Source organism: Vibrio sp. 10N.286.48.B8 (genome assembly GCF_003050085.1).
Taxonomy (GTDB): domain Bacteria; phylum Pseudomonadota; class Gammaproteobacteria; order Enterobacterales; family Vibrionaceae; genus Vibrio; species Vibrio crassostreae.
This window is the reverse complement of sequence record NZ_PIGD01000016.1, coordinates 1-22,143: the sequence shown is the minus strand read 5'-3', so window position 1 is coordinate 22,143 and position 22,143 is coordinate 1. Positions and strand designations below refer to the sequence as shown.

Annotated in this window: 18 protein-coding genes and 1 pseudogene; 13 read left to right on the top strand and 6 right to left on the bottom strand. The window is 43.6% G+C overall.

Annotated features, from left to right (window positions below; translation table 11 throughout):
- Window positions 1-78 precede the first annotated feature (78 nt).
- Together CWO08_RS17270 and CWO08_RS17265 are read right to left on the bottom strand one after the other, a co-directional pair.
- Entirely contained in the window at window positions 79-864 is a 786-nt protein-coding gene (locus tag CWO08_RS17270; protein WP_108020834.1) for a hypothetical protein, read from the bottom strand.
- Entirely contained in the window at window positions 785-1,576 is a 792-nt protein-coding gene (locus tag CWO08_RS17265; protein WP_108020833.1) for a hypothetical protein, read from the bottom strand. The genes CWO08_RS17270 and CWO08_RS17265 overlap by 80 nt, the downstream gene beginning before the upstream one ends.
- Window positions 1,577-2,105: 529 nt before the next feature.
- Between CWO08_RS17265 and CWO08_RS17260 the strand changes: the two genes are divergently transcribed.
- The 7 genes from CWO08_RS17260 (at window position 2,106) to pheT (ending at window position 12,607) form a co-directional block, all read left to right on the top strand.
- On the top strand, window positions 2,106-2,891 hold the full coding sequence (locus tag CWO08_RS17260) for a TetR/AcrR family transcriptional regulator (RefSeq protein WP_102432455.1): 786 nt from the start codon (window positions 2,106-2,108) through the stop codon (window positions 2,889-2,891).
- Window positions 2,892-3,061: 170 nt separating this feature from the next.
- Window positions 3,062-5,542 (top strand): RND family transporter, encoded by a 2,481-nt coding sequence (locus CWO08_RS17255; protein WP_258185384.1) that lies wholly within the window; start codon window positions 3,062-3,064, stop codon window positions 5,540-5,542.
- Between the two features lie 44 nt (window positions 5,543-5,586).
- A complete protein-coding gene (locus tag CWO08_RS17250) occupies window positions 5,587-6,408 on the top strand; it encodes an outer membrane lipoprotein-sorting protein (RefSeq protein WP_108020831.1) in 822 nt (273 codons plus the stop codon).
- A 9-nt stretch (window positions 6,409-6,417) separates the two neighbouring features.
- Entirely contained in the window at window positions 6,418-7,650 is a 1,233-nt protein-coding gene (locus tag CWO08_RS17245) for a hypothetical protein (protein ID WP_108020830.1), read from the top strand.
- A gap of 203 nt (window positions 7,651-7,853) precedes the next feature.
- Complete coding sequence (locus CWO08_RS17240; RefSeq protein ID WP_107899272.1) at window positions 7,854-8,963, top strand: GGDEF domain-containing protein; 1,110 nt, start codon at window positions 7,854-7,856, stop codon at window positions 8,961-8,963.
- A 218-nt stretch (window positions 8,964-9,181) separates the two neighbouring features.
- Window positions 9,182-10,165: a phenylalanine--tRNA ligase subunit alpha gene (pheS, locus tag CWO08_RS17235; protein WP_004734764.1), complete on the top strand. Its 984-nt coding sequence runs from the start codon at window positions 9,182-9,184 to the stop codon at window positions 10,163-10,165.
- A gap of 18 nt (window positions 10,166-10,183) precedes the next feature.
- Window positions 10,184-12,607, top strand: coding sequence for a phenylalanine--tRNA ligase subunit beta (gene pheT / locus CWO08_RS17230; protein WP_108020829.1), 2,424 nt, complete (start codon window positions 10,184-10,186; stop codon window positions 12,605-12,607).
- 390 nt (window positions 12,608-12,997) lie between these two features.
- Here pheT and CWO08_RS17225 read toward each other — a convergent pair whose 3' ends face one another.
- The 4 genes from CWO08_RS17225 to CWO08_RS17210 all read right to left on the bottom strand — a co-directional run bounded on the left by CWO08_RS17225 (window position 12,998) and on the right by CWO08_RS17210 (window position 16,478).
- Window positions 12,998-13,873, bottom strand: coding sequence for a hypothetical protein (locus CWO08_RS17225; protein WP_108020828.1), 876 nt, complete (start codon window positions 13,871-13,873; stop codon window positions 12,998-13,000).
- Window positions 13,870-14,640, bottom strand: coding sequence for a HipA family kinase (locus CWO08_RS17220; protein ID WP_108020827.1), 771 nt, complete (start codon window positions 14,638-14,640; stop codon window positions 13,870-13,872). The genes CWO08_RS17225 and CWO08_RS17220 overlap by 4 nt, the downstream gene beginning before the upstream one ends.
- A 79-nt stretch (window positions 14,641-14,719) precedes the next feature.
- Window positions 14,720-14,926 (bottom strand): hypothetical protein, encoded by a 207-nt coding sequence (locus CWO08_RS17215; RefSeq protein WP_102460016.1) that lies wholly within the window; start codon window positions 14,924-14,926, stop codon window positions 14,720-14,722.
- Window positions 14,910-16,478: a patatin-like phospholipase family protein gene (locus CWO08_RS17210; protein WP_108020826.1), complete on the bottom strand. Its 1,569-nt coding sequence runs from the start codon at window positions 16,476-16,478 to the stop codon at window positions 14,910-14,912. Before CWO08_RS17210 ends, CWO08_RS17215 begins: the two co-directional genes overlap by 17 nt.
- A gap of 283 nt (window positions 16,479-16,761) precedes the next feature.
- On the opposite strand from CWO08_RS17210, the pseudogene CWO08_RS17205 reads away from it, so the two are divergent.
- The 6 genes and pseudogenes from CWO08_RS17205 to CWO08_RS17180 form a co-directional block, all read left to right on the top strand.
- Window positions 16,762-17,018 (top strand): annotated as a pseudogene (locus CWO08_RS17205) (alpha/beta fold hydrolase); the annotation flags it as partial.
- Between the two features lie 102 nt (window positions 17,019-17,120).
- Window positions 17,121-18,665, top strand: a complete 1,545-nt coding sequence (locus tag CWO08_RS24260) for a ParB-like protein (RefSeq protein WP_258185382.1) — start codon at window positions 17,121-17,123, stop codon at window positions 18,663-18,665.
- 410 nt (window positions 18,666-19,075) lie between these two features.
- The gene (locus CWO08_RS17195; protein ID WP_108020824.1) at window positions 19,076-20,281 is read left to right on the top strand and encodes a DUF1611 domain-containing protein; all 1,206 of its coding nucleotides are present in this window, start codon (window positions 19,076-19,078) and stop codon (window positions 20,279-20,281) included.
- Window positions 20,278-21,414 (top strand): alanine/ornithine racemase family PLP-dependent enzyme, encoded by a 1,137-nt coding sequence (locus tag CWO08_RS17190; protein ID WP_102479181.1) that lies wholly within the window; start codon window positions 20,278-20,280, stop codon window positions 21,412-21,414. The genes CWO08_RS17195 and CWO08_RS17190 overlap by 4 nt, the downstream gene beginning before the upstream one ends.
- The gene (gspS2, locus tag CWO08_RS17185) at window positions 21,371-21,736 is read left to right on the top strand and encodes a type II secretion system pilot lipoprotein GspS-beta (protein WP_016790226.1); all 366 of its coding nucleotides are present in this window, start codon (window positions 21,371-21,373) and stop codon (window positions 21,734-21,736) included. The genes CWO08_RS17190 and gspS2 overlap by 44 nt, the downstream gene beginning before the upstream one ends.
- Window positions 21,737-21,967: a hypothetical protein gene (locus tag CWO08_RS17180; protein WP_108019766.1), complete on the top strand. Its 231-nt coding sequence runs from the start codon at window positions 21,737-21,739 to the stop codon at window positions 21,965-21,967.
- Window positions 21,968-22,143: the final 176 nt, after the last annotated feature.

Genomic DNA, 22,143 nt, shown 5'->3' with positions numbered 1-22,143 from the left:
CTTGATAGCTGGCATTTTTGTATCTATTAACCGTGTAGTCGCTACTCTGTTTTCTTACAACAGATAGCGGGCCGACGGTTACTTTTTACTGTTCAGAATACGCTGAATTCTAGGGTTAATCGCTTTGCCGTGTTGGCTTTCGTACTCTTCACGTTTTAAATCGTTGAGGTTCTTCACTGAGTTAGCGGCAAGAAGGAATTGCGGCAACTCCGTTTCTAGCATGCCTTTCTCATCTAAACGTTTTGCTTCCAAGTAGTACTTCTTAAACAGGCCATCAAGCTTGTTTTCCGCAGTGCGCTTCAAGTCATACAGCTTGTTTTGAATCAGCCATTTCTCAATCTTGTTCACCGCTGTACGCGACAACACACGGATACGGCTATCCAACAGCTCTTCTTCGGTCAAAGAGTCTTTCAGGATCCACAGCTCACCCATTTGCGGCGGCCAACTGTTGCCAAGCTGAATGCGCTCGTGACAGTGCATTAGCACTCGGTTTAGGCCGTCTGAATCAACAGAGTTAGCAAACTCAATGAACTTACCACTTGGCTCGCTACCGTACTGATATTCCCACTGTGTTTCGTATACGCTCAAGAAAGAGCCGAACACGTGAATACACCAATCGGTTAGTTCTAATTCTGCGGCATCCTGATCAACAACAGGCACTTGCTGAGACGCACCAGAGCCCGCAGCGTTTGGTGTCGCTACTTTCATTTCTGTACTTTGTGCTTCAATCACTTCAGGTGCGTTAGGCTGTACGGTAGCGTCAGGAACAACAGGTTGAGCTGGCTCAGAAGGTTGGCTTTTTGCCTTTTTGAATGAGCTGCTGCCTGAAGCGTTCAGATGGGCTAAGCTTTTGTCTATACCCATTTCCTTGAGCTTGTCCTGCATTTCCTGAATATTGAGAGGTCTTCTGCTGTTGTTGTCTTTCATTTTGCTTCTCGTTAACTAGCCAGTACTGCAGCTTGGATTCAATCCGAGATAATGGCATTAATTCATTGGCTTTGGCTTTATACCAGAGGACAAATTTTTTCCATACTAAACTATGGTCACCGGTCAAACCGGAGAATTTAAACGCACGTTCCGCCCATGATGGTATCTCTTCTTCGTTGAGATCATGAGTAGAGACGGTGTTGCTGTTCATTGAGCCTCGACCTTGTGGGCGAGGGGCCTGCTGCATGTGTTGCATTGGTGCCGGAGCAGGCTGAAACTTGGGTGCAGGTGCAGGTGCAGGTGCAGGTGCAGGTGCAGGTGCAGTGGAGTAGACCGGAATACTATTGGTCGGTTGAACCTCAACGTGCGCTGCAGCTTGCTCTTGCTCAATGAGCATTTTGAAAACGTGAATCTCTTTTTGATCTCGATAATCTACTTTCACCTTATCGAGAAAACCTTGGTCGACTAAACACTTAAGACAGTCGGCTAAACCAAACGTAGAGAGAGCACAAAGTTGACCTGCTGTCTGTAGGCACACATTGGTGTAGCCGAATTCGTCAGCACCGTCTGCAAGCATCAATAAAACTAGCTTTTCTGCTGGGCTAGAAGTATTCACTTGCCAAGCTAAATAAGAATATTTGGCGCTCAATATCGTGTTCTCAAAAAAGGTAAGTCGTTGTCACTATTGTAAGTCACCCCTTACCGAATTTATAGCAACTTAACAGAAAACGGCATTAGTAAGCCAAATATTGACCATAAGGAGACGTCTGCCCTAAAAAGTAAGCCTACAGTCATTCATTCTTGTGGTTAGCGCTAGGAATCATTGGGCATGAATGCGCATAGTAGCTTAAAGTGACGACATTCTTTGTTAGGTTAAGAATGACCAATTCACTTTCGCAATCTGTAGGTCAAAATACGGGTCTTCTCTTAAGGTCGACTATTGATGATTGTCTTATCGACTCCCAATCCACCTATCCATTCAAATTTTGAATTTAATTTATAAAACACCTTGATATGATCAATATTTGCGCTATTATGACGATAAGTCAGAAATGACGAAGCGTCACAAAATGGTTAACTACATGAATTTACTATTCGTGTTAATATATTGGATAGGAGCGTTTTAAATACTGGCGAAGCTTAGGTAATGGCTAAGCTCATATACGGACTGAGAAATTATGTTTGGCTTTGGTTGTAAAGGCGATAAACAAGGTATTTTTGGTTGCAAAGGCGTGTTGTCTAAAAAGCAGCAGTCTATCGCAGACCGAGAAGTAGAGTTGATGTTGTTAGCAAAAGATCTGGTTCGAGAACAAGGGTTCGGAAACCTCACGATGGACAGGCTAACGGCAGCAAGTTCTTATTCTAAAGGTACGATATACAATCACTTTTGCAGCAAAGAAGACGTGGTTTTAGCCTTGTGTATTCACTCTTTAAAGACCGAGGCATTGATGTTTTCTCGTTCTGGAGAGTTTGAAGGCAACACACGCGAAAAGATAGTCGCACTGCACGTTGCTTACCGAATCTATGCGCGCATGGAACCGGTATTATCAACCTGTGCGATCATGGCAAAAAGCCCGTGGGTACTGGAGAAAGCGTCTAGTGCACGCGTGGCTGAGATGAATGAACTGGAAGAGTTAGTGATTGAACAAGCCGACACTATGGTTAATCAAGCCGTAGAAGCCGGTGACCTTAAGTTCTCTTCTGGTGTAGGTTCTGATGCCATCGTGTTTGCTAACTGGTCAATCGCATTTGGTTCAAATGCCTTGTCACAGAACGCATCAAACAGTCATTGTATTAAGCGGTTACAAGACCCGTATTCAGTATTACACAACGCGAACATGCTACTAGACGGCCTCAATTGGCAGCCCCTTTCTACCGACTGGGATTACCGTAAAACTTGGCGTCGTGTAGAACAAGAACTGTTCAGTGAAGAGATCGCTTACTTAGAATCTGTAGGTCGATAGCTTCCATTAAGCCCACACATGTGGGTTTATTAATAACCATTTTTGACGATTCGTCACAACTTGAGATTAACCGACTGTGGTTGCTGTTTTCTTGAGTGTTTGACTAAGAATTGTGTCTTTTGTCAGCTTCGGCTGGCTTTTTATGACACAAATATGACGAATCGTCACAAATGGAGACTGTGATGAAACATGACAGCCAGAAGCCCGCTTTCGATCAGCAAAATCGAGATAACCCTAATGCCGATAGCGTAAACGCAGATCTAAATAACAGTTGGCACTCAATACCTACCAAACGTTCGTTTATCGTTCTGCTGGTGGTGTTTTCAATCATCATTCTCTCTGCATTAGGGGCTAAGAACCTCTACTTTAGAGGGGACTACAACATCTTCTTCGAAGGCACCAACAAACAGTTGATGGCGTTCGATGAAATCCAAACCACCTTTGCAAAAACCGACAACCTTGCGATTGTTGTCGCCCCTGAAGATGGCAATGTCTTCACTCCTGAAACCCTCACCCTAATTCAAAACCTCACGGTTGACGCGTGGCAGATCCCGTATTCAAGTCGTGTGGATTCTCTTGCCAATTATCAGCACACCGAAGCCATTGAAGATGACCTCTTGGTAGAAGACTTGCTGTATGAAGAATACGAACACACACCAGAGCGCATAGCCAAAGTAAAACAGATCGCCCTCAACGAACCATTGCTCAAGAATGCTTTGGTGTCGGCGTCGGGCGATGTGACCATTGTTAACGTCACAGTGCAACTGCCAGAAATAGATAAAACAGCAGAAGTGCAAGAGGTGATTGCGGCGATTAATGCCATGATCGGCAAGTACCAAGCTCAGTATCCGAATGTGGAATTCCATAAAGCGGGCATCATCGCCATGAACAACGCGTTTATGACTTCGGCTCAACAAGACAGCTCAACGCTCGTACCGTTAATGCTGCTAGTGGTACTGGTGTTCCTGACCTTTATGCTGCGCTCGTTCTTTAGTGTAGTTGCGACGCTTATTGTGATCATCTCTTCGATTGTCGCCACCATGGGTTTGTCTGGCTGGGCAGGGATGTTCCTCAGTACCGCCACGGTTAACGTTCCAACCTTAGTGTTAACTTTGGCGGTTGCCGATTGTGTTCACGTCATTGTGACCATGAGACAAGCGATGCAACGCGGGATGGAGAAAGCACAAGCCATTCAATACAGCATTAAGCTCAATGCTATGCCAATTCTGATCACCTCAGTCACTACTGCGATTGGTTTCTTGATGATGAACATGTCGGATTCACCAGTGCTGCGTGATTTCGGTAACTTATCGGCACTAGGCGTACTTATCGCGTGCTTCCTCTCTGTGACTATGCTGCCTGCTCTGCTAAAACTGCTGCCTGTGAAACGCCTACCTGCTAACCCTGAGGCGGCAAACAAAGTCACCTTCATGGATAAGCTGGGCGATTTTGTCGTAACCAACCGTAAAGCACTGCTGCCGATTTCAACTCTTGTGATTGTGGGTGCCGCCGCGTTAATCCCACTCAACAAAGTTAATGACGAATCGGTGAAGTATTTCGATACCTCAAGTGAATTCAGACAAGCAGCGGACTTCATGGAACAGACCGTAAGCGGCATGACGACCCTTAGCATCGCAGTGAAAACCAATGAATCTCAAGCGATTGCCGATCCTGTGTTTTTGCAAGCGATTGGTGACTTTACCGATTGGCTACGCGTACAACCAGAAACCGATCACGTGGCAACGCTTTCTGATGTTTACATGCGCTTGAACAAGAACATGCACGGTGACGACGAAAGCTACTACAAGCTACCGCTTAACCGTGAACTTGCCGCGCAGTATCTTCTGCTTTATGAGATGTCTTTGCCGTATGGCTTGGACTTGAACAACCAGATTAACGTCGATAAGTCATCGATCAAAATGGTGCTCACCGTCGATAATCTTGGCAGCGTGGAGCTAGTCGAACTCGAAGAGCGCATTTACTCATGGTTTGCGACCAATGCGCCTCAGTATGAAGTAGTCGCGTCGAGCCCATCACTGATGTTTGCCCACATTGGCGAAACCAACATGGCGAGCATGCTCTCGACTCTGCCTATTACCTTAGTGCTTATCTCTGGCTTGATGATCTTTGCGTTGCGCTCAGTTCGCTTAGGCATGATCAGCCTAGTGCCAAACATTGCGCCTGCGATCATTGGCTTTGGTTTATGGGCGCTTATCTCAGGTGAAATCAACCTTGGTTTGTCAGTCGTGGTGACGCTCACGTTGGGTATCGTTGTTGATGATGCGGTGCACTTTTTAAGTAAATACCAACGCGCCAGAATCGAAGGGAAATCAGCAGAAGAAGCGGTTCGATATGCCTTCCACACCGTTGGACGTGCATTGTGGATCACCACAGTCGTACTCGTGGCTGGTTTCTCTGTACTGGCGATGTCGAGCTTCAGACTCAACTCCGACATGGGCTTGCTCAGCGCGATTGTGATTTTCATTGCGCTGGTGGTCGACTTCATCTTGCTACCGAGCTTACTGATGATCTTCGACAAACAGATGCACTATGCAGATAAACCTCAGCACGAATCGCAACCATCTAATGCCGAGTTATCTAGAACAACGCAGCCTAACTCGACTGCCGAACTGACTACATCGACCAAATAGGGAATTGTCAGCCTGCTGCGGTGGGCTGACTCAAGGAGATATTTATGAAAAGCGTTAAACAATCATTCGTTACTACACTATTTGCTGTCAGCTCATTGAGCGTCGGTACGTTAACAATTGGCACATTCGCCGCTTTCCCAGCGTTAGCAGACCCGGCGAAAGGTTTAGAAATTGCTGAGCAACGCAAAGCCGTTGATATGGGGTGGGGCGATTCTGTCGCGACCATGGAAATGCTACTTCGCAATAAACAGGGCGAAAGCAGCACACGCCTAATGCGATTGAAATCTTTGGAAGTCGATGACGATGGCGACAAAGGCTTAACCATTTTTGATGAGCCACGTGATGTAAAAGGTACGGCTTTCCTAAACCATTCACACATCACCAAATCCGATGACCAGTGGCTGTATCTGCCTGCATTGAAACGTGTGAAGCGTATCTCTTCACGCAACAAATCGGGCCCGTTTATGGGCAGTGAATTTGCTTACGAAGACTTGAGCTCGTTTGAGCTAGAAAAGTACACCTTTAACTACATTGAAGACGCCAAAATCGAAGGTGTCGATACCTTTGTTTTAGAGCAAGTACCGACCGACAAAAACTCTGGCTACACCATGCAAAAAGTATGGCTAGACCAACAATACTACCGCCCCGTTCAAGTGGAGTTTTACGACCGTAAAGGCGCATTGCTGAAAACTCTATCGTTCCAAGACTACAAACAATACCTAAACCAATACTGGCGCGCACATACCATGTCGATGCAAAACCACCAAACAGGCAAAAGTACGGTATTAACCACGACAGATTTAACCTTCCAGACCGGTCTTAAAGACAAGGATTTCCAAAAGAACACACTAAAACGTGCAAAATAAGGCAGGAATATGAAAAGGATTGTGGCAACAGGAACGCAGTTATCCTTAACTTTGGCAGCGACCGTCGGGCTTATGCAGGTGTCGTTGCCATGTGTGGCGGCAGGCTTTAGCTCTGAATTCGTAGAACAGGTTACCCCAGAGCTCGCAGGGCAGGTTAACCTTGAACACAGGCAGTTCTTTAGTGATGGCTTACAGGGGCAAGACAAAGGGCAAAGCTCACTGGTGTTGCAGCCAGAGTTCTACTGGGAGCAACAAGAGGGCAATGGCAGCTTTACCTTAACGCCGTTTTATCGCCTAGACAGCGAAGACGATGAGCGAACCCATGGCGACATTCGTGAAGCTCTGTATCTAACCTATTGGGATGATTACGAACTGCGAGCGGGTGTTGGCAAAGTGTTCTGGGGTGTGACCGAATCGGCGCACTTGGTGGATGTGGTAAACCAAACCGATGCTATTGAATCGGTCGATGGTGAATCTAAGTTAGGTCAGCCAATGGTGCACTTCACCTCGATCAAAGATTGGGGCACCATAGACGCCATGTTACTGCCGTATTTTCGTGAGCGTACCTTTGCAGGCGAAGACGGACGCTTAAGACCAACGGTGCCAGTATCGGATGATGCGCTTTACGAATCCTCACGAGAAGAAAAGCACGTGGATGTGGCGCTGCGCTATAGCCAAATGTACGGCGATTGGGATGTCAGCTTAAGCTACTTAGGCGGCACAAACCGCGACCCTTATTACCGTGTGGAAGGCAACCAACTCAAGCCATACTACGCACAAATGCAGCACTTCGGATTGGATGTGCAAGGCATTATCGGAGACTGGTTATGGAAGCTGGAAAGCATTTATCGCGACAGCTACGACAACCACACGGGCGTCGCAACAGGCTTTGAATACACTTGGGTTGGCGCGCTTGAATCGTATTGGGATATCGGCTTCATTGCTGAATACCTGTATGACAGCCGAGGCAATAACGCCCAAACCATCGGTCAAAACGATGTGTTCCTTGGGGCTCGTTTCGCCTTGAACGATGAAGATGGGACTGAGGTGCTTACAGGCATCACTCAAGACTTAGATAACAGTGATGTCTACAGTGCGAAGTTAGAAGCCTCGAGCCGCATCAACAACAACCTTAAGTGGCGGTTGAATGCTTGGTTGTTTGAGAACGAAACCCCAGAAGACTTGCTGTTCTTCGCGCGCAAGGATGACTTTGTTGAGATGGCGTTGGAATATTATTTCTAGTGTTAGCTTCGTGAGGCGCTCTTGTTAAAAGGGGCGTCTCAAATTTAAGATGAGTTATATTTAGAGTGTTCAATATCTTCTTTTTATAAAATGGATCAAACAATCTAATAGACCCACAGGTAAGATGGTTATATTTTTTCGAATATCTATAACCTCCGAATATGCATGTAAATCGTGCTGGTGGTATCGGCCTTAAGGGATTTATGAATTCATTTAATTGGGATAAAAACTTTGAAACAGGCATTGGTGTTGTAGATGAACAGCATCAATATCTTGTTGGTTTTATCAACCACTACGGAAACCTGTTGTCAGAGAATACTATCTCTATTGACGACATTAACGTCGCTTTACTCGATCTCACACGCTATGCCGAATTTCACTTTAAAGAGGAAGAATCTTTGATGAGGGATTGCGGTGTGTATGAGTTACACATTGAAGAACACATCAAAGTGCATCGTGTGTTTATGCAAGACATCTACAGCATGCAAGCCTTCATCTTGGAAGAAGATCAGGCGTCAGCACGTCAGCTACTGGACTTCCTCATCCATTGGCTTGCTTATCACATCCTTGGCATCGACCAAAACATGGCGCGACAAGTGGCCGCGATAGAAGAGGGTGCAACACCTCTGCAAGCCTTTGAAGCGGAGGAAAAGCAGCAAGACTCTTCGACTGTGCCTTTGTTGGCGGCTCTTAAAGGCTTATTTGAACAAGTCTCTGAACGCAATAAGCAGTTGTTACGCTTCAACCAGTTACTCGAAGATAAAGTTGAGGAACGCACGGCTGAATTAAAAAGAGCGAACAAGAGACTTGAAGAGCTGTCATTAACCGACTCTCTCACTAATTTGCATAACCGTCGTAGTGCTTTTAAACAGTTAGCGCTGCATTGGCAAGACTCTAAAGAACTTGGCATGCCTTTAGTGTGCATTATGATTGATGCCGACCACTTCAAGCGCATTAATGACACTAGCGGTCATGATGCAGGCGACTTGGTGCTAAAAACCCTCTCGCGTGAACTGAAAAACACGTTCCGTAATGATGATATTGTTTGCCGGTTAGGTGGCGATGAGTTCTTGGTTATCTGCCCAGACACCGACCTTAAAGGTGGGATGTACATAGCGGAAACCGCTCGACAGAAAGTGTCTGAATTAGAGGTTGAAACCAGTAATCAAGTTTGGATTGGCAGCATTAGTGTTGGTGTCGCTGAAATAACCGAAGAATTCGGCTCAATGAACGATTTGATTAAAGCCGCCGATGAGTCCGTCTATTTAGCGAAAAACGCGGGGAAGAACAGCGTTTGTTCGATTCAGATTTAGCGTTCAGGTCATTTCCAAATTAAGGAGTGGAACCTGTAATTGTTCCACTTCTTCCTACTCCTCATTAATATCCTGTTAAATTTGCCGTGTTTTTAGGCAATAACTTGTTCTTTTAGCGATTCAATTTGGCATTGGATGCGTGTTTGATTACTATGTGTAGCTATCTAAAAAAACTAATCATCCGATACGGACACTACCAACTGGTAGATGAGGAAATGATGCAACATCTAGAAGAGATCATTGCTAATGCAACGACTGCTATTGATACAGCAGATTCGTTAGTCGCACTTGATGAAGTGCGAGTTCAGTATTTAGGTAAGAAGGGTGAACTAACTCTTCAACTACAAAGCCTAGGTAAACTTCCACCTGAAGAGCGTCGCACTGCTGGTCAAGAGATCAACAAAGCGAAAGGTGCTGTTCAACAAGCGATCGCAGCTCGCAAAGACGCACTACAACGTGCAGAGCTTGAAGCGAAACTAGCTGAAGAAACTATCGATGTGAGCCTACCAGGTCGTCGCATTGAGAACGGTGGTCTTCACCCAGTTACTCGCACAGTTGAGCGTATCGAACAGTTCTTTGGTGAGCTTGGCTTTAGCACTGAGTCTGGCCCTGAGATCGAAGATGCATTCCACAACTTTGATGCACTAAACATCGCAGACGATCACCCAGCTCGTACTGATCACGATACTTTCTTCTTCAACCCTGATCTAATGCTACGTACGCACACTTCTGGTGTTCAAATCCGTACGATGGAAAACGGCAAACCGCCTTTCCGCTTCATTGCTCCGGGTCGTGTTTACCGTAACGACTACGATCAAACTCACACGCCAATGTTCCACCAAGTGGAAGGTATGTTAGTTGATGAGAACGTAAACTTCGCACAACTTAAAGGCATTCTTAACGATTTCCTTTGTAACTTCTTTGAAGAAGAAGTTGAAGTGCGTTTCCGTCCTTCATTCTTCCCGTTCACAGAGCCTTCAGCTGAAGTTGACGTGAAACGTAAAGATGGCAAATGGCTAGAAGTTCTAGGTTGTGGCATGGTTCACCCTAACGTACTTCGCTCTGTTGGCATCGACCCTGAGAAATACTCTGGTTTTGCATTCGGTATGGGTGTAGAGCGTCTAACGATGCTTCGTTACGGCGTAAATGACCTTCGTGCGTTCTTCGAGAACGACCTTCGTTTCCTTAAACAATTCAAGTAATCCGGGGCAGTCAAAACTATGAAATTCAGTGAATCTTGGCTACGCGAGTGGGTTAAACCTGCAATTAACAGCGAAGAGCTAGCTCACCAAATCACTATGGCTGGTTTGGAAGTTGACGATGTAGAACCTGTTGCTGGTGAATTCACCGGCGTTAAAGTAGGTAAAGTGGTTGAGTGCGGTCAGCACCCAGACGCAGACAAACTACAAGTTACAAAAATTGATATCGGCGAAGCCGATCTTGATGGAAATAAACAGCTTTTAGACATCGTTTGTGGTGCATCTAACTGTCGTCTTGGCCTAACTGTAGCAGTAGCAACAGTTGGCGCAGTACTTCCTGGTGACTTCAAAATCAAGAAAGCAAAACTACGTGGCGTTCCATCGCACGGCATGCTTTGTTCTTTCTCTGAGCTAGGTATCGACGTAGAGTCTGACGGCATCCTTGAGCTGCCTGAAGGCACAACGCTAGGTATGGACGTACGTGAGCTTCTTGAGCTTAACGACGTAACTATCGACGTAGACCTAACAGCAAATCGCGCAGACTGCTTCAGCATCCGTGGCCTTGCTCGTGAAGTTGGCGTACTAAACCGCGCAGATGTTACAGAGCCAACAGTTGAAGCTGTTGCAACAAGCATTGAAGACACAGTATCTGTTGAAATCAAAGCAACTGATGCTTGTCCACGTTACCTTGGCCGTGTGGTTAAGAACGTAAACGTGAAAGCGGAAACACCAATCTGGATGCAAGAAAAACTGCGTCGTTGTGGTATCCGTTCAATCGACCCAGTGGTAGACATCACAAACTACGTGATGCTAGAGCAAGGCCAACCTATGCACGCATTTGATCTCGCTAAGATCGAAGGTGGCATCGTGGTTCGTCTAGCAGAGCAGGGCGAAAAACTAACACTTCTAGATGGCAACGAAGCTGAACTAAACAGCAACACGCTTGTTATCGCTGACCACAACAAAGCACTAGCAATCGCTGGTATCTTTGGTGGTGAAGAGTCTGGTGTAACAACTGAAACTACAGACGTACTTCTAGAAGCAGCATTCTTCGCACCGGATCACATCCGTGGTCGCGCACGTGCTTACGGCCTACACACAGATTCTTCTCTACGTTTCGAGCGTGGTGTTGATTCAACACTTCAAGCAGCAGCAATGGAGCGTGCAACACAGCTTCTAATTGAAATCTGTGGTGGTGAAGTTGCGCCAGTAAACGGCAGCGAATCTGAAGCTGATCTTCCTAAAGCAAACGTAGTATCTCTACGTCGCGCTAAGCTAGACAGCCTACTAGGTCACAAAATCCCATCTACAGACGTAGTGGAAATTCTTACTCGCCTAGGTTGTGAAGTTACTGTTGTTGAAGAGAGCGAGAGCACAGACGCTGGTTGGACGGCGACGTCTCCATCTTGGCGTTTTGATATCGCAATAGAGCAAGACCTAATTGAAGAAGTAGGTCGTATCTACGGTTACGATAACATTCCAAACCAAGCGCCTAAAGCGGCACTTAAAATGAATGACCACAAAGAAGCTAACCAACCGCTTAAGCGCGTTCGTGACCTTCTTGTAGACCGTGGCTACCACGAAGCAATCACATACAGCTTCGTAGAACCAGAGCAGCAAAAACTTGTTGTACCTGGTGTTGAGCCGCTAATCCTGCCATTCCCAATCTCTGCGGACATGTCAGCAATGCGTCTTGGCCTAATCCAAGGTCTTCTAAACACAGTGGTTCACAACCAGAAGCGTCAACAGTCTCGCGTTCGTCTATTCGAATCAGGCCTACGTTTCATCCCTGAAGCAACGGCTGAAAACGGCATGCGCCAAGAAATGATGCTTGCGGGCGTTATCTCTGGTACTCGTGGCGAAGAGCACTGGGACATTGCAACGAACACTGTAGATTTCTTCGATCTTAAAGGTGACCTAGAAGCAGTTCTTGAGCTTTCTGCAAACGAAATCGCATACAGCTTCAAAGCAGCGAAGCACCCAGCACTTCACCCAGGTCAAACTGCGGCTATCGTAGTAGACGGCAAAGAAGTGGGTATCATTGGTACTGTTCACCCAGAACTAGAGCGTAAGTTTGGTCTTAACGGCCGCACTATCGTATTCGAAATCGAATGGGCAGCTATCAACACTCGCGTGCTTCCAGAAGCAGTAGCCGTATCTAAGTTCCCTGCAAACCGTCGTGATATCGCCGTTGTTGTTGACGAAGCAGTCGCTTCTGGCGACATCGTTGAAGCGTGTATCGCTGCTGGTGGTGAATTCCTAACAGGCGCTAAACTGTTCGACGTATACGTTGGTCAAGGCGTTGAAGAAGGTAAGAAGAGCCTAGCAATCGCACTTAGCCTACAGTCTGTAGAGCGCACACTAGAAGATGCAGACATCGCTGGTTCAGTAGATGCTATCGTAGCTTCAATCTCAGAGAAATTCGGCGCAGCACTTCGCGACTAATCTCTTCTGATAGATAGAAAACCAAAGGCCTCGCATTGCGAGGCCTTTTTTGTGGATTCAGAATATTGACTATTAGAATTTAAACAATAGATGAATAACTAGATTCAGCAATATCTTATAAAAATCACACTAATAGTTTGTTTAATAAGCGAATTTTTCCAAGTTTGTCGCTGATCCATTGGTGGAACTTACTTTTGGGGCTTATTTGGTAATCGGTTGTCTTTATAGCAAAGAGGTAAGGTTTTTTGTGTTTGAAGCGATATAAGGGTTTAGAAGTTAATATTTGATACTTAAGGCTATGCACTGAAGTTTTATGATTTGTGGACTAGTTAGGAGAGTAATGTTGAGGAATTATAGTAATTGATATGAGGAGGCTAGTGCCCCCTCATATTATGCAGCTTGGTTGACAATTCTTTCAGCGGCTTCCAGTGCATCATTTACTCTATATACACGTATGTTGTCTTTATCTGCAATCTCTTCGATCATCTCATATAAACTTTTGATCTTTTGCATCCGCTTACCGTCAATTGCTGGGTCATTAAATGATGGTGAACCTACAATAACTTCATAAGTCGAAGGCTTAAAAAGTAAGTCAGAGTTTTTGAGTGCCTCTATATCAAAAATGCGAGCTTTTATATTTGTTAGGGAACTCGATAAGTTTGACGGAGTGAGAAGTCCGAAGTTTGTTACGTATTTATCATTTAGGAAGCCATAACTTGTCTTAGCTTCACTTTCCACCACTCTAACTCTTTGATTAAAAGAACTTATTAATCTTGGATTTATATCTGCGACTTGTCTTTGGATATTATTTGAAAACCTACTATTTGCCCTTGTTCTCTGAACTGAATCATTATTCTGGATTTCTGGACTAAGGAGTTTGGATAAACTGGCACTGAAACGTAAACCTTGATCAATTACGCCATCTATATCTATGTCCAAACCAGTTCTGACTTCGCCAAGATGAACTCCTGAAAAAGGTGGTTTCCAAGACTCAATTGTATTTCGTTTAGACAAATGAGATGAAATTGAGCGTGTAATAATAGCTATGAGGTCACTCATATTCTTCTTTTGGTTGCGATAAAGAAACTCTAGGACTTCGTCTGATAGAGCTTGCACAACCCTGTAATCGTAATTTTCGCCTAGTGCACAAACGGCTACAGTTATGCGCTCACCTGAGCCTACAATCGGTTCGATTTGTAAAGAGCTCCACTGGGCTTTGTATAGTGGAAGTCTTGGGAAAAGATCTAAAATTGATTCCATTGTCATAAGTTAACTAACTCCTGTTGAGATAGTTGTATTCTCTCTTCAAATAAAATTCTCAGATGCTCCAAACGTACCGTTAGAAAGTTTATAACTTTTAGGGCGTCATATTCATCTAAATAAGAAGTCGCTGAAGACTTTTCAGAAAGTAATGCAAAAGGTATATCTTCAAATGATGGAATCAGCTCTTGTGTAACTTGTTTTTTACATTTGAATTTTTCAAACTCACTGGTTTCCGAAAAGTATGCCCTCAACAATTGATTGTCTTCGGCGGCTTCGTGGCTCTGTAACTCATTAGGTATAGCTAGTTCATGATCAATAAAATACATATCGTTGCCTCCCCCATATAAGACGTTAGCCATGTTTCTATCACTATTTGCAATCCACTCATCAAAAAGAGAAACATCGAGAAGTTTTGGGTGTTGGGCCAATATTTTGAAAGCTTCATCTACATCATCGGTGAACATCCGGAGAAAACTAGGATGTTTAACATCCTCAGAACCGTATGCGAGAACATGCTGTCCTTCCTTGAAACAGTCGAGGGACTCAGACGTGATTAGCACAATAACAGGTTTAGGTATGGGCAGCCCTAGTGTTCTACCTAGGATAGCGCAAGCACATTCAACAAAGATTGCTCTAGGCTCTATAAGTTTTACAAATGCGGCTTTCGTTTCATCTTCTACGCGTATATGGGCACGCCAAGTCGGGTTTCGGTTCGAATCTTTAAAAAATACAGCCCCGGGCAACATTGTTGCAAACTCAATGGAATCCACAGATTCTCCTAATAGACGAATTTAATTCGTAAAAAAAGCCTCGCAAAGGAGGCTTTTTATATCCGATGTATTGCAAAGGCTATTCATTTTCGTCAACGTTAGCTACACGTTGGTTTGCCTTTTGCACAAGTTTGAGGCGCATTCTTTCTTTATACTGAATTAGAGACTGATTGTCTTCTTCATAGGTAGTAAAGAACGTATCGCTAATAGCTTCCATTGCTGATTGATATTTAACCAATGACTCGCTGCTTGTTGAAACAGTAACATCTTTAATTGGTGTAGCCATACTGACTCTCCTTAGATACCATTAGTTTACTTATAATGGATAACCAACTTCTAATAACGTTGCTAAATTGTTCTGATACGTCGTCGCCACGTTCGTTAATCCAAAAACATACATCTTTAGGTTGATTCATTTCTAATACTAGAACACCCACGATTTTTTGAGGCGCTTTAGTACTGACTTCGGATTCTTTTACAACATAGTGATTGTCAAATATAGGTAGGCACAAACGGGTCTTGTTGGGGGTGCCAGTAGTAACTGCACGCTTTGTGCGCCAACACTCATATGTATCAGAGTCACCAAGTTTATCAAAAACATATTCATTACGGAAGCTTTTCGCACCCTTTGTCCCTTTCCAACAAAAAGCGACAACTTCGGAATCGTCATTTGTCACTGAAGTATATAGCCAAGTTCTGACATTAATCGAGGCCACTCCTTCATATGTACTAACTCGAAGGATAGGCTCTAAGATGTTGAGGTACAGTTCCGAACCATATAATGCACGAGCTAGTTTTGTAGAGTTTCCTCCTGCAGCTTTGGCTTTCAGCGTCAATGGGTCATTAATGAATGACTGCCTAGCGCTGTGTTTACCTGTTTCGTACATTTCGATTATGGCCGCTCTTTTAATTGAAAAATCAAGAGTATCTACCGTATTTGGAACTCTAACTTTAACAGGAATAGCGTCAGTTAAGCTGGATAGTATCGCATTACTAGCCTCTAGAGAGGTCGAAATCAGATTCCAACCAAACTCAAATATATTTTTTTTACATATTGGTTTTATGTCATCTTCACTATCTTTATACAAGTCGAATGCATACAAAGGTAGCTTCTTGTGATTCTTATCGTTAAAAATGAATGAAGGTAAATTGCACGACAATCCACCATCGACAAGCAGACGGTTTGACTGAAGGGTTGTATTTGGTTCAAATACTAAAGGATAAGAAGACGATGCACATACTGCAGTAACAACGCAAGAGTCTTTAGTTTCAATGTCATCATGACCGAAAACTATAGCCTGACCACTGTGCACATCACTTGCGATAATTTTCAGTTCTACACCAGTAAGATTATAAAGATCTTCAAAAGTAATAGGTGTATCTGGTCCGTATCCACTTTGTGGGTATTTGATATCCACTAGTTCCCACAATATGCTCTGTAAGTTACATATTTGGTATACTCCATTCTTTGATACCGAGCCTTTCATATCTTTATAGATACGGCGTAATCGACCTGAGAAACAATAGTATATAAGAGGTGACAGGAACATAGAGCACTGTTTGAATTTTGATCCCTTAAAGCCTTCCCCCCATTCTTTTGGAAGTTGTAGTTTTTCTCCGGTTTTATCTTCTAAGTAATCGGTTAGTTGATACTTCAATAATATTTGCAATAATTCTGTTGGCGAATAACCAAGTGTCGCTAAAAATGCGACAATGCTACCAGCAGAAGCACCACCATAGCCTACAAAGTTAATTTTATTTTCTTGTGCAGCGTGTAATGCCCCGGCTAAAGCCGCTCCCTTTACACCTCCGCCTTCAAAAACAGCATATGCTTCCATTTTATATCGTGTGTCATTCTAATTATTTATATGCCATAGTAACACGTGCAATTGGAGACATAAAGATTGTATATAACTAACATGGTCTTAGGTTGAGGTGACTACCACATAACGTGCGTAAAAGTTTTAACCTTGGCGATGAATTGAAGAGTATCGCAAATCCAATCTTAATGAGACTTTCTCCATATCCCCTTGACCTGTCTACAACTTCACACTTTATAGTGACTATATCGATTGAGAGGGGCGCTTTCTGCGTTCCCTCTAAAGTAAGTAGAGAGACACTATGAAACGTTTAATTCTAAACATCACATTCTTGGTATTCATGGCACTTGGTAGCATGAATGCCATGGCTCATGACTCAACAGTTAAGTATGGTATTGCGATATCTCATGATGGTGAGCAAATTGCGTATGGCAAAAGTGGGAGCGGGGATACGGCGCTGCTCTTCATTCACGGTTGGAGCCTAGACAGCAGGCTTTGGCAAAACCAAGTGAGTGGTTTAAGGATTTAGCAGGCCACGGCAACTCATCGTTCAACCGCCACAGAACGAGTGCAACATCTTCTTTATTAAAATGAAATATTTATGTCACGGTAGCATATTAATTTAGCGTATGAATTTTTATTCCGTATATAGAAGGACTTATGAAAAAAATTGGGATTTTTGCCACGATTGGCGCTCTGGCTATCTTCGCTTTACCAACTCACGCAAGTAATGTCTCTGAAGGCGATGTTATTAATCTTGGTCTCCATGAGTTAAAACCAACTCAACCATCTGTGGGTTATGATCAAATTATGTACAAGTTGGGTCGTTATCAATTTGACCAAGAAAAGATGTTTGATGAAATCTGTGAAGCCAACGGCCAAAAAAGCGTAGTGAGCATCAAAGACCAAGCACACCCGAATATTCCTTCGACTTTCATCTGTGAAATGGAAACAGGTGCACGTAAAAAAGACATGAAGACTGTGGTTATCGCACCCAGCGGTGAATACTACCTGACAGACGGTCACCATACGTTCAATGTGTTCTACCGCATGCCGCAAGGTGGCGCATCGTTCAATGTGAATGTGGTGGTTGATAAAGATTACCGCAATCTCAAAAACATGGACGTGTTCTGGAACCAAATGGCAAAAGACGGCAATACATGGCTGTTTGATAACCACGGTGAAGCGATTAGCTATCAACAACTTCCAACCTCTCTTGGGCTAACCAACTTCGCTAACGATCAATACCGCTCACTGATGTACTTTTCTCGTGGTGTGGGCTGGAACAAGCCAAGTCAGCCAGTCCCATTCTTAGAGTTTTACTGGTCTAAAGAAGTACGTAAAGCGATTGATGCAGCAGACTTTGATCTAAATTCTACCGAAGGTTACGCAAAGGCAGTCAATGCGGTCAGCAACTATATCCTATCTATGGATACGAACAACGTTGGTGGCTCAAATCTTTCGGTTAAACAGATGGGGCAGTTTAGTGCATACAACCAAAAAGGCTTCGATAAAATCTTCAAAGAGCGTGGTAAGGTTGACTACATGCTGCGTTACAAAACTACATCGACCGCCAACGGTTTAAGCTATGACTTAGCAGCGGCGTCAGCTCCTGCACTAAAACAATTAGACTCATTTACCCTTGAAGCAAACTCAAGCTTTAATGATTACCCAGCAGCTTCTGCTGATGGCATCGTCAATGCAATTGTAGAGATCCCAACAGGTACTTCCGCTAAATGGGAACTAAGCAAAGACAATGACAAGCAAGTTATCTGGGAACACAAAAAAGGCGCTCCACGCGTGGTTAACTACCTTGGTTACCCAGGTAACTACGGCTCTATCCCACGTACTGCACTACCAAAAGAGTTTGGTGGGGATGGCGACCCATTAGATGTGATTGTTCTTGGTCAGTCTGTACCACGTGGTGAAGTTGTTCCTGTACGTCTGATCGGTGTGATGAAAATGCTAGATGATGGCGAGCAAGACGACAAACTCGTGGCCGTTCTCACTAACGATTCACCATTTAAAGATGTTTCTTCTCTAAACGAGCTAAACAATACCTACGCAGGTGTTCAAGACATCGTTGGCCTTTGGTTTGAAAACTACAAAGGCCCAGACGGTGGCATGGAACTGCAAGGCTGGGGCGATGATGTGGAAGCCAACAAGATCCTTGAGGCAGCAAGAAAACACTACGCTGTGAATTAAACTGCGGTTTGATTATTGGAATTTGATTTAAGCCCTCGTTGCGTTGCAATGAGGGCTTTTTCTTTGGCGCTGTGGAAATGTAGCGACATATACTGGGTCTATGAAGCTTTTGGGCATAAACGCGTTAAATTAAAAGCTCTAATCCGACCGATTGATATTAGAAAAAGTATCTGAAAGGTTGATATGGAAGCGTTGAACAATAAGTCTTAAATCTCTAATCAATTGTCGAGTATGGGTTAAGTCTTAAAGGGATAGATGTTGAAAGCGTATTAATAATAACCAACAAAAGTCTAGAAAGTGTGTTATTGTGGTTTTTCTCCCTACCGCTTAGTAGGGACTTCTTTTCTTTTCCGAACTCGCATCTCGGCACTCCTTAGTTGCCCTCCTAAGCCTCACCGCAGGCTTTAATTATGTCCATTTCAACCCAAAAGTTAAGAAACATCTTCAAACTCACTAGAATTGAAAATGTAGAAATCAAAAACGACGTACCCCATTTCGCACCTTGGTTACCACTTGCTCAAAAAGTAAAACCTGTGATCCCTTCTGCGATTGTATATTGCGAAGGTAATTTTGGTAAAATTGATGGTAAAACCGCTAATGGGTTAGTGAGACATTCGTTAAGCTATCGTATTCTATCGGTTATTGATAGTGAGTCTGCTGGCTTAGATGCTGGTGAAGTTCTTGATAACAAAGCCAATGGAATACCGATCCTTGCTAATGCTGAAGAAGCTATCATTCACGCAGAAAGCATTCCTGATTACTTCATTTTTGGCATTGCGCCATCAAGTGGCTTTTTATCTGACTTAGATAAAAGCATCATTTTAAATGCCATGTCACTAGGAATGAACATCGTAAATGGCTTACATGAATTCCTAACCGATGATCCTCTATTTTTAGAAGCCAGCTTAAAGAATAACGTTCGAATATTCGATACTCGCAAACCCAAAAATAAAGGCGAACTGAAAACGTTTAGCGGGAAAATACACAACGTTAAATGCCCGAGAATTGCTGTAATGGGGACGGATTGCGCGCTAGGAAAACGAACAACAGCAACAATATTGGCGAATGAACTGACTAAAAAAGGCCTTAACGTCGTTCTGATTGCTACTGGTCAAACAGGCATTATGCAGGGCGCACAATACTGCGTTGCACTCGATGCTGTTCCTTCACAATTTTGTGCCGGTGAGTTGGAATCTGTCATTGTACAGGCCTATGAAAAAGAAAATCCGGATCTGATTATTATTGAAGGGCAAGGAGCCTTGAGTCACCCTGCGTTTTCAACCAGCGCTTTTATCTTACGTGGCAGTTGTCCAACGGGTGTGATACTGCAACATGCCCCTAAACGTTTATATCGTAGTGATTTTCCTGATTGCTCAATGCCTTCGATTGCCTCAGAAATCAATCTTATCGAAACGTTTTCTAATACCAATGTTATTGGACTAACACTGAATCATGAAGATATGTCGTTGGATGAAACACGTTGTGCGATAGACACTTACACTACCGAATTTGGTTTACCGGTTACTGATGTCTTGTCACAGCCTGTTGAACATCTACTGCACATCGTAACGTCAGCCTTTCCTATAATAGCAAGTAAACTGGCCGAAAAAGGGTGAACTACCCTAGGTTAGACATCGATTGTGGGAAAGTTCATCATAACGCTCAGTTCCTGATTTCTCAGCTCTCACTGAAAAATATATCCGTTACGCCTGTAACAAAAGCCTTCCTCGGCCACCCTATCATCGCACAAGTTCTTATTGATGCTGGCGCAACAATGTTAGCCGATTCAAGAATCGAAAATCTTCAAAAGATGACTGAATCTGGCATTGCTATCCCTAAAATGCTGATACGTACACCCATGCTCAGTCAAGTGGCGAGCGTAATAAAATACAGTGATATGAGTTTAAACTCTGAAGTTGAAGTGATTCAGAGGCTTTCACATGCAGCGGAACAACAAAATTGCTGTCACGGTATCATTATTATGGTTGAGCTTGGCGATCTCAGAGAAGGTGTGATGCCAAATCGCGTGATTGATTTTATCCGAGAGATTATTTCTTTACCAAACATCACGATAAAAGGAATTGGTACGAATTTAGCCTGTCGGTATGGTGTCGCTCCAGATGATCAAAATATGAGTATTCTTTCTGTGCTTGCCGATGGAATTGAAGCTACATTTGGGGTCAGTCTAGAAATTATTTCAGGGGGTAATTCTGCTTCAGTTAACTGGGCTCTTCAGAGAACAGGCTTAACTCGAGTTAATAACCTTCGTATAGGAGAAGCCATTTTTTTAGGCTGTGAGCCTTTAGAGCACGAAAATATCAAAGGCTTACATACGGATGCGATTTCTTTGACCGCTGAAGTGATTGAATCCAAGACTAAACCGACTTTGCCTTGGGGGAGTCGGGGGTTAAATGCTTTTGGTGAAAAAGAAAACCTTCAAGATAGAGGGGAGGTCTCACAAGCTATTCTAGCATTAGGCCGCCAAGATGTTTGTGTCAGCGGGCTTAAGGCTCCGAATGGGATTAAGATCATGTCTTCAACCAGTGATCATCTTGTCCTTGAATCCTCACAGAAACCACTATTTGTAGGGGAAAAAGTCACATTCAGTTTAGATTACAGTGCGCTCTTATCTTCTATGTCTTCACGTTGTATCCATAAATATTTTAAGGCTCCTAAAGGGAGAAGAAAGGAAGAAGGAGCGCATAATGCTACGAACAACTGTAATTCTCTTCGTCAGTGTCATGCTTAACGGTTGTCAGATAAGCCCAATAAAATCTAATGGGCTTGCCGATTATAGAGCGACAGTTATTTCAAGCCAACTTCCACAAGAGTTAGGCTCAATCACACTCGTAAATACACAGTCAGAGGGCGATAGTGTCACTCTTGTTTTCGTAAAAAAGAAAACTTTGAATATGGACCGCTTAGTAGAAAAAGTCGCCGTTAGTTTTTGTGACAACATCGAAATAAGACCACTATTAGAGAGTGGGATCTCTTATCGAATCATTACCTTAGGAAAAAATGAGAAAGTAGAAAGCCTTAACGTCATTTCTCTAGCTAAGTGCTCTAATTGAATGCTTAGCAGTCGAATGGATAAAAGCCAATACGAGTTGTTCAATGTACTCAATGACACTATTTTATTGAGGTTTGACCGCCTTACACCTTGGGAAAAAAACTTTATCACAGAGTTACACTATAAGGTCGTAACTAGACAACTCATTTCAATTAAACAAAAACAGCTTGCTTTAAAAATTTCAATGAAAGCCTATAAATCAAAGAAGAAAAACGCGCGTTCCAACGTTTAATTTAAGCTCGTGTATACCTAATCTGTTCAAGGTCCTCTAAACCTTGGACAGATTAGTAGTATTTGCACTTAACGTATTGAAAATTGTAGTGGTCAACTGATATTGGCCACGTTCCTAGAGTTTAACCAGAACAATCGTTCTGATTCATTGGGAGTCAAACCACCGTTGTATTGGTG

What these genes read in the sequence shown, in the direction of transcription:
- CWO08_RS17260 (WP_102432455.1), top strand. Translation starts at nt 2,106, where the DNA reads ATGTTTGGCTTTGGTTGTAAAGGCGATAAACAAGGTATTTTTGGTTGC.
- CWO08_RS24260 (WP_258185382.1), top strand. Translation starts at nt 17,121, where the DNA reads ATGAAAAAAATTGGGATTTTTGCCACGATTGGCGCTCTGGCTATCTTC.
- pheS (WP_004734764.1), top strand. Translation starts at nt 9,182, where the DNA reads ATGCAACATCTAGAAGAGATCATTGCTAATGCAACGACTGCTATTGAT.
- CWO08_RS17250 (WP_108020831.1), top strand. Translation starts at nt 5,587, where the DNA reads ATGAAAAGCGTTAAACAATCATTCGTTACTACACTATTTGCTGTCAGC.
- CWO08_RS17240 (WP_107899272.1), top strand. Translation starts at nt 7,854, where the DNA reads ATGAATTCATTTAATTGGGATAAAAACTTTGAAACAGGCATTGGTGTT.
- CWO08_RS17270 (WP_108020834.1), bottom strand. Translation starts at nt 864, where the DNA reads ATGGGTATAGACAAAAGCTTAGCCCATCTGAACGCTTCAGGCAGCAGC.
- CWO08_RS17210 (WP_108020826.1), bottom strand. Translation starts at nt 16,478, where the DNA reads ATGGAAGCATATGCTGTTTTTGAAGGCGGAGGTGTAAAGGGAGCGGCT.
- CWO08_RS17215 (WP_102460016.1), bottom strand. Translation starts at nt 14,926, where the DNA reads ATGGCTACACCAATTAAAGATGTTACTGTTTCAACAAGCAGCGAGTCA.
- CWO08_RS17180 (WP_108019766.1), top strand. Translation starts at nt 21,737, where the DNA reads ATGCTTAGCAGTCGAATGGATAAAAGCCAATACGAGTTGTTCAATGTA.
- gspS2 (WP_016790226.1), top strand. Translation starts at nt 21,371, where the DNA reads ATGCTACGAACAACTGTAATTCTCTTCGTCAGTGTCATGCTTAACGGT.
- CWO08_RS17195 (WP_108020824.1), top strand. Translation starts at nt 19,076, where the DNA reads ATGTCCATTTCAACCCAAAAGTTAAGAAACATCTTCAAACTCACTAGA.
- pheT (WP_108020829.1), top strand. Translation starts at nt 10,184, where the DNA reads ATGAAATTCAGTGAATCTTGGCTACGCGAGTGGGTTAAACCTGCAATT.
- CWO08_RS17245 (WP_108020830.1), top strand. Translation starts at nt 6,418, where the DNA reads ATGAAAAGGATTGTGGCAACAGGAACGCAGTTATCCTTAACTTTGGCA.
- CWO08_RS17225 (WP_108020828.1), bottom strand. Translation starts at nt 13,873, where the DNA reads ATGACAATGGAATCAATTTTAGATCTTTTCCCAAGACTTCCACTATAC.
- CWO08_RS17255 (WP_258185384.1), top strand. Translation starts at nt 3,062, where the DNA reads ATGGAGACTGTGATGAAACATGACAGCCAGAAGCCCGCTTTCGATCAG.